Below are 12,328 nucleotides of genomic sequence, written 5' to 3' on the forward strand. Positions count from 1 at the left end.
TTGTAAGCCCAAGGTAAATAGCCGGTAAAGGCGCTTCTCTAAACGCGCTCCAGTGCTTATCTTTCAGCCTCCCAAAGAAGAAGCTCTCGCGCCCAATGGTTGATCAATCCATGCAATCCTCCCCCCGTAAGTCCCGCCGCTGGCTGTTTGGCCTGCTTGTGCTGCTGGTTATCGCCGGCCTGTGCTGGAAATTCTGGCCCGCCAGCCATAAGGACGGCGCCGAGAAACCCGCGGGCCATGCCGGCAAGACGGGGATGATGCGCCCGGGCTTCGGGGGGGCTGCTGGCCCGGTGCCGGTGCGCGTGGCCCCGGCGGTACTCGGTGAGTTCCCGGTGTACTACAAGGCGCTGGGGACGGTGACCGCGCTCAACACCATCAACGTGCGCAGCCGGGTGGGCGGTGAACTGGTGAAGATCGCCTTTGAAGAAGGGCAGATGGTCAAGGCCGGCGACCTGCTGGCCGAGATCGACCCGCGCAGCTACCAGAACGCCTTGCTCCAGGCCCAGGGCACGCTGTTGCAGAACCAGGCGCAACTGAAAAACGCCCAGGTGGATGTCGAGCGTTATCGCGGCCTGTATGCCCAGGACAGTATTGCCAAGCAGACCCTGGACACCGCCGAAGCGCTGGTCCTGCAATACCAGGGCACGGTCAAGACCAACCAGGGTGCGATGGATGACGCCAAGCTCAACCTGGAATTCACCAAGATCCGCGCGCCCATCGGAGGCCGTGTCGGCTTGCGCCAAGTGGACGTGGGCAACCTGGTGGCGGCGAACGACACCACGTTTATCGCCGTGATCACCCAGACCCAACCGATCAACGTGGTCTTCACCCTGCCGGAAAACACCCTGGGCACCGTGCTCACCCGTTACCACGCCGGCAACAAGCTGCCCGTGGAAGCCTGGGACCGTGGCGACGTGAAACAACAGGCCGTGGGTGTGCTGCAAAGCCTGGACAACCAGATCGACGTGACCACCGGCACCCTGAAATTCAAAGGGCGCTTCGATAACAAGGACCAGGCGCTGTTCCCCAACCAGTTCGTCAACGTGCACCTGCTGGCCGACACCCTGCACAACGTGGTGCTGGCGCCGTCTGCGGCGATCCAGTTCGGCAATAGCGGCACGTTTGTCTACAAACTCGATGGCGACAAGAAGGTCAAGATCCAGCCGCTGGTCATCGGTGACACCGATGGCGACAACACCGTGATTAAAGAAGGCCTGGTGGCCGGCGATCGCGTGGTGCTGGAAGGCACCGACCGCCTGAAGGACGGCACTGAGATCGAAGTGGTCAACGACAGCACCGAAGTGCTGACCACCCCGACCGAGCACCTGCAAGGCAAGCCGGCGGCGAAAGGGGAGACCGGCACCACTGCCGGCAAGGCGCAAAAGGTCGGTTCATGAACCTGTCGCGGCTGTTTATTCTTCGCCCGGTCGCCACCACGCTGAGCATGCTCGCCATTGTGTTGGCCGGCATCATCTCGTATCGCTTGTTGCCGGTGTCGGCGTTGCCCCAGGTGGATTACCCGACCATCCGCGTGATGACCCTGTACCCCGGCGCCAGCCCTGACGTGATGACCAGTGCCGTCACCGCGCCGCTGGAGCGCCAGTTCGGGCAAATGCCCGGCCTTACGCAGATGGCGTCCACCAGTTCCGGTGGCGCGTCGGTGCTGACCCTGCGCTTCAACCTTGACGTCAACATGGACGTCGCCGAGCAACAAGTGCAGGCCGCGATCAACGCCGCCACCAACCTGCTGCCCAAGGACCTGCCGGCGCCGCCGGTGTACAACAAGGTCAACCCGGCGGATACCCCGGTGCTGACCCTGGCCGTCACCTCCAAGACCATGCTGCTGCCCAAGCTCAATGACCTCGTCGATACGCGCATGGCGCAGAAAATCGCGCAGATCAGTGGCGTCGGTATGGTCAGCATCGCGGGCGGACAGCGCCAGGCGGTGCGTATCAAGGTCAACCCCGAGGCCCTGGCGGCCAACGGATTGAACCTGGCGGATGTGCGCACCCTGATCGCTGCGTCCAACGTCAACCAGCCCAAAGGCAATTTCGACGGCCCGACCCGCGTGTCGATGCTCGATGCCAACGACCAACTGGTCTCGCCCCAGCAATATGCCGAACTGATCCTGGCCTACAACAATGGCGCGCCACTGCGTCTGAAAGACGTGGCACAGATCGTCGACGGCGCCGAAAACGAGCGCCTCGCCGCCTGGGCCAATGAAAACCAGGCCGTGCTGCTGAATATCCAGCGCCAGCCCGGCGCCAACGTGATCGAGGTGGTGGACCGCATCAAGGCGCTGCTGCCGAGCATCACCGACAACCTGCCCGCCGGCCTCGACGTGCTGGTGCTCACCGACCGCACCCAGACCATCCGTGCCTCGGTCACCGACGTGCAGCACGAATTGCTCATCGCCATTGCCCTGGTGGTGATGGTGACCTTCCTGTTCCTGCGCCGGGTCAGCGCGACGATCATTCCCTCCATCGCGGTGCCGCTGTCGCTGGTGGGCACTTTTGGCGTGATGTACCTGGCAGGTTTCTCCATCAACAACCTGACGCTGATGGCCCTGACCATCGCCACCGGGTTCGTGGTGGACGATGCCATCGTGATGCTGGAGAACATCTCCCGCTATATCGAAGAAGGCGAAACGCCGCTGGCCGCAGCGCTCAAGGGCGCCAAGCAGATTGGCTTTACCTTGATCTCCCTGACCCTGTCGCTGATCGCCGTATTGATCCCGCTGCTGTTCATGGCCGACGTGGTGGGGCGCTTGTTCCGCGAATTTGCCATCACCCTGGCAGTGGCGATCCTGATTTCCCTGGTGGTGTCCCTGACCCTGACGCCGATGATGTGCGCGCGCCTGCTCAAGCGTGAGCCCAAGGAAGAAGAACAAAGCCGTTTCTACAAAGCCAGCGGCGCCTGGATCGACTGGATGATCGAAGCCTACGGGCGCAAGTTGCAGTGGGTACTCAAGCACCAGCCGCTGACCCTGCTGGTGGCCATCGCCACCCTCGGCCTGACGGTGGTGTTGTACCTGGTGGTGCCCAAGGGCTTCTTCCCGGTGCAGGACACCGGCGTGATCCAGGGCATTTCCGAAGCGCCGCAGTCGATTTCCTTTGCGGCCATGAGCCAGCGCCAGCAGGAGCTGGCCAAGATCATCCTGGCCGACCCGGCGGTGCAAAGCCTGTCGTCCTATATCGGTGTGGATGGCGACAACGCCACCCTCAACAGCGGCCGCTTGCTGATCAACCTCAAGCCCCACGGCCAGCGCGACTTGAGCGCAGCCGAGGTGATTACCCGCCTGCAACCGGAACTCGACAAGCTGGTGGGCATTCGCCTGTTTATGCAGCCGGTGCAGGATTTGACCATCGAAGACCGCGTGAGCCGCACCCAGTACCAGTTCAGCATGTCGTCACCGGACGCCGACCTCTTGGCGCTGTGGAGCGACAAACTGGTGCACGCCTTGAGCCAGTTGCCGGAACTCACCGACGTCGCCAGCGACCTGCAAGACAAGGGTTTGCAGGTGTTCCTGGTGATCGACCGGGATGCCGCCTCGCGCTTGGGCGTTACAGTGTCGACCATCACCGACGCGCTGTACGACGCGTTCGGCCAGCGGCAGATTTCCACGATCTACACCCAGGCCAGCCAGTACCGCGTGGTGTTGCAGGCGCAATCTGGCGAAACCCTCGGCCCGGATGCGCTGAACCAGATCCACGTGAAAACTACCGATGGCGGCCAGGTGCGCCTGTCCAGCCTGGCCCGTGTCGAACAGCGCCAGGCGCAGTTGGCTATCGCCCATATCGGCCAGTTCCCGGCGGTGATGATGTCGTTCAACCTGGCCCCCGGCGTCGCGCTGGGCAAAGGCGTGGAGCTGATCAACCAGACCCAGAAGGACATCGGCATGCCGGTGGGCGTGCAGACCCAGTTCCAGGGCGCGGCCCAGGCGTTCGAAGCGTCGCTGTCGAGCACCTTGCTGCTGATCCTGGCGGCGGTGGTGACCATGTACATCGTGCTCGGCGTGCTCTACGAGAGCTATATCCACCCGATCACCATCCTGTCGACCTTGCCGTCGGCGGCGGTGGGCGCCTTGTTGGCGTTGCTGCTCAGCGGCAATGACCTGGGCATGATCGCGATCATCGGCATCATTCTGCTGATCGGTATCGTGAAAAAGAACGCGATCATGATGATCGACTTCGCCCTCGACGCGGAACGCAACCAGGGCCTCGACCCGCAGACGGCGATCTACCAGGCGGCGCTGCTGCGCTTCCGGCCGATCCTGATGACCACGCTGGCCGCGCTGTTTGGCGCGGTGCCGTTGATGCTGGCCACCGGTTCGGGCGCGGAATTGCGCCAACCCCTGGGCCTGGTGATGGTCGGCGGTTTGCTGGTGAGCCAGGTGCTGACCCTGTTCACCACGCCGGTGATCTACCTGTACTTCGACCGCCTCGGTCGGCGCTGGCGCAAAGAGCCGCAAAGCCTGGAGCCGGTTGAGTCATGAACCTGTCCGGACCTTTCATCCGCCGGCCGGTAGCCACCATGCTGCTGAGCCTGGCGATCATGCTGCTGGGCGGGGTGAGCTTCAACCTGCTGCCGGTGTCACCGTTGCCGCAGATCGACTTTCCGGTGATCGTGGTCTCGGCGAGCTTGCCCGGAGCCAGCCCCGAGGTGATGGCGTCTACCGTGGCGACGCCGTTGGAGCGCTCGTTCGGCGCGATTGCCGGCATCACCACCATGAGCAGCAACTCCAGCCAGGGCTCGACGCGGGTGATCCTCGCGTTCGACTCCGACCGCGATATCAACGGCGCCGCGCGGGAAGTGCAGGCGGCCATCAATGCCTCGCGCAACCTGCTGCCCAGCGGTATGCGCAGCATGCCGACCTACAAGAAGATCAACCCGTCCCAGGCGCCGATCATGGTGCTGTCGCTGACCTCGGACGTGTTGCAGAAGGGCCAGCTGTACGATTTGGCCTCGACTATCCTCTCGCAAAGCCTGTCCCAGGTGCCCGGCGTGGGCGAAGTGCAGATCGGCGGCAGCTCCCTGCCGGCGGTGCGCATCGAACTCGAACCCAAGGCCCTCGACCAGTACGGCGTGGCCCTCGACGATGTGCGCAACACCATCGCCAATGCCAACCAGCGCCGGCCCAAGGGTTCCCTGGAGGACAGCGAGCGCAACTGGCAGATCCAGGCCAACGACCAGCTGGAAAAGGCCAAGGACTACGAACCGCTGCTGATCCGCTACCAGAACGGCGCGGCCCTGCGCCTGGGCGATGTGGCGAAGATCAGCGATGGCGTGGAAGACCGCTACAACAGCGGTTTCTTCAACAACGAACCGGCCGTGCTGCTGGTGATCAACCGCCAGTCCGGCGCCAACATCATCGAGACCGTCCGCCAGATCAAGGCCCAGCTCCCGGCGTTGCAGGCGGTGCTGCCGTCCAGCGTCAAGCTCAACCTGGCGATGGACCGCTCGCCGGTGATCACCGCGACCCTGCATGAAGCCGAGATGACCTTGCTGATTGCCGTGGCCCTGGTGATCCTGGTGGTGTACCTGTTCCTCGGCAACTTTCGCGCGTCGCTGATCCCGACGTTGGCGGTGCCGGTGTCGCTGGTGGGCACCTTTGCGGTGATGTACCTGTTCGGTTTCTCGTTGAACAACTTCTCGTTGATGGCGTTGATCCTTGCCACCGGCCTGGTGGTGGACGATGCCATTGTGGTGCTGGAGAACATTTCCCGGCATATCGACGACGGCGTGCCGCCGATGAAAGCGGCGTACCTGGGGGCCCAGGAAGTCGGCTTTACCTTGCTGTCGATGAACGTGTCGTTGGTGGCGGTGTTCCTGTCCATCCTGTTTATGGGCGGGATTGTCACCAACCTGTTCCGTGAGTTTTCCATCACCTTGTCGGCGGCGATCATTGTCTCGCTGATCGTCTCGCTGACCTTGACCCCGATGCTCTGCGCCCGTTGGCTCAAGCCCCATGTCAAAGGCCAGATGACTGGCTTGCAACGCTGGAGCCAGAAGGTCAACGACCGCATGGTCGCCGGTTACGCCACCAGCCTGGATTGGGTGCTGCGTCACCGCCGCCTGACCCTGCTCAGCCTGTTGATTACCGTGGGCGTGAATATCGCGCTGTACGTGGTGGTGCCCAAGACGTTCATGCCGCAGCAGGACACCGGCCAGTTGATCGGCTTTGTGCGCGGCGATGACGGGCTGTCGTTCAATGTGATGCAGCCGAAGATGGAGACCTTCCGCATCGCCGTGCTCAAGGACCCGGCGGTGCAGAGCGTGGCCGGCTTTATCGGTGGCAGCAACGGCACCAACAACGCGGTGATGCTGGTGCGCCTCAAGCCCATCAGCGAGCGCAAGGTCTCGGCCCAGGCAGTGATCGAGCGTCTGCGCAAGAACGTCCCATTGGTGCCGGGCGGGCGGTTGTTCCTGATGGCCGACCAGGACCTGCAATTTGGTGGCAGTCGCGACCAGAGCAGCGCGCAGTATTCCTACATCCTGCAAAGCGGTGATCTGGCCGCGTTGCGCCTGTGGTACCCGAAAGTGGTCAGCGCCTTGCGCGAGCTGCCGGAACTGACCGCCATCGACGCCCGCGAAGGCCGTGGTGCGGCGCAGGTTACGTTGATTGTCGACCGCGACCAGGCCAAGCGCCTGGGCATCGACATGGCGATGGTCACGGCGGTGTTGAACAACGCCTACAGCCAGCGGCAGATTTCCACCATCTACGACAGCCTCAACCAGTACCAGGTGGTGATGGAGGTCAACCCGAAGTACGCCCAGGACCCGATCACCCTGAACCAGATGCAGGTGATCACCTCCACTGGCGCGCGCGTGCCGTTGTCGACCATCGCCCACTATGAGAACAGCCTGGCGGACGACCGCGTCAGCCACGAGGGCCAGTTCGCCTCGGAGAACATTGCCTTCGACATGGCGCCCGGGGTCACGGTGGAGCAGGGCACGGCCGCCATCGAGCGGGCGATTGCCAAGGTCGGCTTGCCGGAAGATGTGATCGCCAAGATGGCCGGCACCGCCGATGCCTTCGCTGCGACGCAGAAGGGTCAGCCGTTCATGATCCTTGGCGCGTTGGTGGCGGTGTACCTGGTGCTGGGCATTCTGTATGAAAGCTACATTCACCCGCTGACCATCCTCTCGACCCTGCCGTCGGCCGGTGTGGGCGCGTTGCTGTCGATCTACCTGTTGGGCGGCGAGTTCAGCCTGATCTCCCTGTTGGGCTTGTTCTTGCTGATTGGCGTGGTGAAGAAAAACGCGATCCTGATGATCGACCTCGCCCTGCAACTGGAGCGTCATGACGGCATGAGCCCGCTGGAGTCAATCCGCAGCGCCTGCCTGCTGCGCTTGCGGCCGATCCTGATGACCACCCTGGCGGCAATCCTCGGCGCGCTGCCGCTGTTGCTCGGCACCGCCGAAGGCGCAGAAATGCGCCAGCCCCTGGGCCTGACCATTATCGGTGGCCTGGTGTTCAGCCAGATCCTGACCCTTTACACCACCCCGGTGGTTTACCTCTATCTCGACCGCGCGCGCCATCGCTTCAACGCCTGGCGTGGCGTGCGTACCGATGCTGCCCTGGACACTGCGCTATGACCGATTTCCCTAAGACAAGCCAGAAACTGTTGGTAACGGTGCTGTGTGGCCTGTTGCTCAGCGCCTGCGCCATCGGCCCGGACTACAAGCGCCCGGACGTCGTTGAGCCGGTGCAGTTCAAGGAAGCCCAGGGCTGGCGCCAGGCCACGCCAAGCGACGCCCTGGCCCGTGGCGCGTGGTGGGAGTTGTACGGCGACCGCCAGCTCAACGACCTGGTGGTGCGCCTGAACACCTCCAACCAGACCGTGGCCCAGGCCGAGGCGCGTTTTCGCCAGGCCCAGGCCCAGGTGCGCAGCGCACGCGGTGCGTTTTACCCCACGGTTGACCTGAGCGCCGGGAAAACCCGTGCCAGCCAGGGCACCGGCAGCAGCAACGCCAGTCTCAGCAGCTCCAGCAGCGGCATCCGCGATACCCTCAACGCGCAATTGGGGGTGAGTTGGGAGGCGGACGTCTGGGGCAAGTTGCGCCGCGGCCTGGAAGCCAACGACGCCACGGCCCAGGCCAGTTCCGCGGACTTGGCGGCGATGCGCCTGAGCCAGCAGTCGGAGTTGGTGCAAAACTACCTGCAACTGCGGGTGATGGATGAACAGACCCGCTTGCTGCAAGCCACGCTGGACACCTACCAGCGCTCGCTGCAAATGACCGAAAACCAATACCGCGCCGGTGTCTCCGGCAAGGATGCGGTGGCCCAGGCGCAAACCCAGCTCAAGTCCACCCAGGCCAGCCTGATCGACCTGATCTGGCAGCGCGCCCAGCTGGAAAACGCGATTGCCGTGTTGATCGGCGAGGCACCGGCCAACTTCAAGCTGGCGGTGAGCAACGATATCCCGGCGCTGCCGCAGATCCCCGTGAGCCTGCCGTCGCAACTGCTTGAACGCCGCCCGGACATCGCCTCGGCCGAACGCTCGGTGATCGCTGCCAACGCCAATATCGGCGTGGCAAAAGCTGCCTACTACCCGGACCTGAGCCTGAGCCTGGCCGGCGGTTATTCCAGCAGCACCTACGCCGACTGGATCAGCCTGCCGAACCGCTTCTGGTCGGTGGGCCCGAAACTCGCGATGACCTTGTTCGACGGCGGCCAGCGCTCGGCCGAAGTCGATCGCACCGTGGCCAGCTATGACGAAACGGTTGCCAAGTACCGCCAGACCGTGCTGGACGGTTTCCGCGAAGTGGAAAACTACATGGTCCAGCTCAAGGTGCTGGAAGATGAAGCCGTGGTCAGCAATGAAGCGCTGGACGCCGCCCGTGAATCGTTGCGCCTGACCCAGAACCAGTACAAGGCCGGGCTGATTGCCTACCTGGATGTGGTGCAGGTGCAGGCGACGGCGTTGAGTAATGAGCGCACGGTGTTGACCTTGTTGCAGACGCGCCTGGTGGCGAGCGTGCAATTGATCGCCGCGCTCGGCGGCGGTTGGGATGGCAAGACCACAGTCGACACAAAGGATTGACTGTAAACACGGACTAAATGTGGGAGCGGGCTTGTGTGGGAGCGGGCTTGCTCGCGAATACGGAGTGTCAGTCACGAGATGAGTAGCTGACCCACCGCCTTCGCGAGCAAGCCAGCTCCCACACAAGCCAGCTCCCACATTTGGACTCAAACAGGTCCGGGATTTGAGGGGCTTTTGAGTCAGCGAATTGGCGTCAAAAAGACCATGATGGCTATGCGCTAATTAATCAACTGTACAAGAATCTTTCTCGCTACAATCGCCCGCTTTGCCACCTGGCACGGGCTTTTCAGGCCCGTCAGTCTTGAGAAGCCCCATGCTTATCGGTAGTTATTCTCCCTCGCTGGTCGTGATCTCCCTGTTCGTTGCGATCCTCGCGTCCTATACCGCGTTGGACCTGGCCGGCCGCATCGCGACGGCCAAGGGCCGAGCCGTGTGGTATTGGATGAGCGGTGGGGCCTTGGCCATGGGTGTGGGGGTGTGGTCCATGCACTTTATCGGCATGCTCGCGCTGCGCTTGCCGTTTGCCCTGGGCTTCGACGTGGGTATCACCGCGTTGTCTTTGCTGATCGCGGTGTTGTCCTGCGGTTTTGCGTTATGGCTGGTCAACCAGCCGCGCTTGCCAGCCTGGCAGTTGGCGTTTGGCGCGCTGGTCATGGGCGCCGGCATCAGCAGCATGCATTACACCGGCATGGCCGCGATGCGCATGACCCCTGGCATCGACTATGACCCCACGCTGTTCAGCGCGTCGTTGTTGATCGCGGTGGTCGCCTCCGGCGCGGCGTTGTGGATTGCGTTCAACCTGCGGCGCAACACCCCTTATGTGCGCCTGATGCGCGGCGGTGCGGCGGTGGTGATGGGGCTGGCGATCGTCGGCATGCACTACACCGGCATGGCCGCCGCGCAATTTGCCGACGAGAGTTACTGCGGTGCGGCGCTGTCGGGTTTGAGTGGCAAGGGCCTGGACAACCTGGTGGTGGTCACCAGCCTGGCGGTCTTGGTGATTGCCTTGCTGACCTCGGTGCTGGACGCCCGCCTGGAGGCGCGCACCTCGGTGCTGGCGGATTCCCTGAGCCTGGCCAATCAGGAACTGACCCACCTGGCCCTGCACGACACCCTGACCGGGCTGCCCAACCGTACCTTGCTCGCCGACCGGATTCAGCAGGCCATGCAAGCGGTCAACGAGAAGGGCGGCTGTTTTGCCCTGATGTTTATCGACCTCGACGGGTTCAAGCCGGTCAACGATGCCTTCGGCCACCACATGGGGGACCAGTTGCTGCGTGAAGTTGGCCTGCGCCTGCGTGAAGACCTGCGCAGCCAGGACACCCTGGCGCGCATCGGCGGCGATGAGTTTGTGTTGCTGGTGCGCCTGAGCCAGCCCGACGATGCGCTGCGTCTCGCCGAGCGCCAGGTGGGCCTGGTCAACCGCGCGTTCAAGGTGGCCGAACATGAGCTGAAGATTTCTGCAAGCGTGGGCATTGCGATCTTCCCCGGCAACGGCGGCAACCCACAGGAACTGCTGATGAACGCCGACGCCGCCATGTACCACGCCAAGGGCATGGGCAAGAACGGCTACAGCTTCTTCGATGTGTCGATGAACACCAACGCGCGCAAACAACTGCAACTGTTGCAGGACTTGCGCAACGCCGTCGAGCAACAGCAGTTTTGCCTGCATTACCAACCCAAGTTCGATGCGGTCAGCGGTATCCCGGTGGGCGCCGAAGCGCTGTTGCGCTGGCAGCATCCGCAACAAGGCTTGCTGTTGCCGGCAACGTTTATCGAGCTGGCGGAAAAGACCGGTCTGATCATTCCCATCGGCGAGTGGGTACTCAACGAAGCCTGTCGCCAGATGCGCCTGTGGTATGCCCAGGGCTATGAAGACTGGCGCATCGCCGTGAATCTGTCGGCGTTGCAGTTCTGTCACGCCGGGCTGGTCAAGAGCGTGGCCACGGCCCTGGACCGCCACCAATTGCCGGCCAACAGCCTGACCCTGGAAATCACCGAAACCACCGCCATGAGCGATGCCGATGCGAGCATGACGGTGTTGCAGCAGCTGTCGGACATGGGCGTCGACCTGTCCATCGATGACTTCGGCACTGGTTATTCCAGCCTGATGTACCTCAAGCGCCTGCCGGCCAATGAGCTGAAGATTGATCGCGGCTTTGTGCGTGACCTGGAACACGACGGCGATGATGCGGCCATCGTCTCGGCCATCGTCGCCCTGGGCCACGCCCTGGGGTTGCGCATCGTCGCCGAGGGGGTGGAGACCGATGTACAGCAGAACTTCCTCACACGCCTGGGCTGCAATTCCCTGCAAGGCTACTTGCTCGGCCACCCGTTGCCGGCGGAGCGTTTCATGGCCGACATCCAGCGCGCCGAAGAACTCGCGGTGCCTGACAAAAGCCTGGGCTGACGGGTATTCTTGGATCCAACCCTAAATACCCGGTTGGATCAGGAGACCCCACCCATGGACAAAGTCGTCATCATCACCGGAGGCAGCCGCGGAATCGGCGCGGAGACGGCCTTGCTGGCTGCGCGCCAGGGCTATCGTATCTGCATCAACTTCCAATCCGACGAGGCCGCTGCCCACCGCGTGCTGGAGCAGGTCCGCGCGCTGGGCGCGCAGGCCATCGCGGTGCGGGCCGATGTCAGCATCGAAGATGAAGTGATCGCGTTGTTCAATCGGGTCGATGCCGAGTTGGGGCGGGTCACGGCGCTGGTGAACAACGCCGGCACCGTGGGGCACAAGTCGCGGGTTGATGAGATGTCCGAGTTCCGTATTCTCAAGATCATGAAAACCAATGTGTTGGGGCCGATCCTGTGCGCCAAGCATGCGGTGCTGCGCATGTCGCCCAAGCATGGCGGGCAGGGCGGCAGCATCGTCAACGTGTCGTCGGTGGCGGCGCGCCTGGGTTCGCCGGGGGAGTACGTGGATTACGCGGCATCCAAGGGCGCGCTGGACACCTTTACCATTGGCCTGTCCAAGGAAGTGGCGGGTGAAGGTATTCGCGTGAACGCGGTGCGCCCTGGTTATATTTTTACGGACTTCCACGCCCTGAGCGGCGACCCGGACCGGGTGAGTAAATTGGAATCGGGTATACCGATGGCCCGTGGCGGGCGCCCGGATGAGGTGGCGGAGGCGATTATCTGGTTGTTGTCGGATAAGGCTTCCTACACCACCGGGACGTTCCTGGATTTGGGGGGCGGTCGCTGATTTTGTATTGACTGCGCTGACGCCTTCGCGAGCAAGCCAGCTCCCACATTTTGAACTGTGAATACCTTCA

General features: G+C 63.0%; 6 protein-coding genes. All 6 read left to right on the forward strand.

The features are described from left to right. Positions 1 to 95 precede the first annotated feature (95 nt). The 6 genes from ACZRMO_RS26310 to ACZRMO_RS26335 all read left to right on the forward strand — a co-directional run bounded on the left by ACZRMO_RS26310 (position 96) and on the right by ACZRMO_RS26335 (position 12,258). Positions 96 to 1,397: an MdtA/MuxA family multidrug efflux RND transporter periplasmic adaptor subunit gene (locus ACZRMO_RS26310; RefSeq protein ID WP_463974777.1), complete on the forward strand. Its 1,302-nt coding sequence runs from the start codon at positions 96 to 98 to the stop codon at positions 1,395 to 1,397. Further along, a complete protein-coding gene (locus ACZRMO_RS26315) occupies positions 1,394 to 4,495 on the forward strand; it encodes an MdtB/MuxB family multidrug efflux RND transporter permease subunit (protein WP_463974778.1) in 3,102 nt (1,033 codons plus the stop codon). Before ACZRMO_RS26310 ends, ACZRMO_RS26315 begins: the two co-directional genes overlap by 4 nt. After that, positions 4,492 to 7,599: an efflux RND transporter permease subunit gene (locus ACZRMO_RS26320; RefSeq protein WP_463974779.1), complete on the forward strand. Its 3,108-nt coding sequence runs from the start codon at positions 4,492 to 4,494 to the stop codon at positions 7,597 to 7,599. The genes ACZRMO_RS26315 and ACZRMO_RS26320 overlap by 4 nt, the downstream gene beginning before the upstream one ends. Then, entirely contained in the window at positions 7,596 to 9,047 is a 1,452-nt protein-coding gene (locus tag ACZRMO_RS26325) for an efflux transporter outer membrane subunit (protein WP_463974780.1), read from the forward strand. Before ACZRMO_RS26320 ends, ACZRMO_RS26325 begins: the two co-directional genes overlap by 4 nt. Before the next feature lie 313 nt (positions 9,048 to 9,360). Continuing rightward, positions 9,361 to 11,457 carry a putative bifunctional diguanylate cyclase/phosphodiesterase gene (locus tag ACZRMO_RS26330; protein ID WP_463974781.1) on the forward strand — a complete coding sequence of 699 codons (2,097 nt, stop codon included), beginning with the start codon at positions 9,361 to 9,363 and terminating at the stop codon, positions 11,455 to 11,457. Between the two features lie 54 nt (positions 11,458 to 11,511). After that, a complete protein-coding gene (locus ACZRMO_RS26335; RefSeq protein ID WP_124529576.1) occupies positions 11,512 to 12,258 on the forward strand; it encodes an SDR family oxidoreductase in 747 nt (248 codons plus the stop codon). The last annotated feature ends 70 nt before the right edge of the window (positions 12,259 to 12,328 follow it).

It is taken from the genome of Pseudomonas sp. B611, assembly GCF_055407965.1.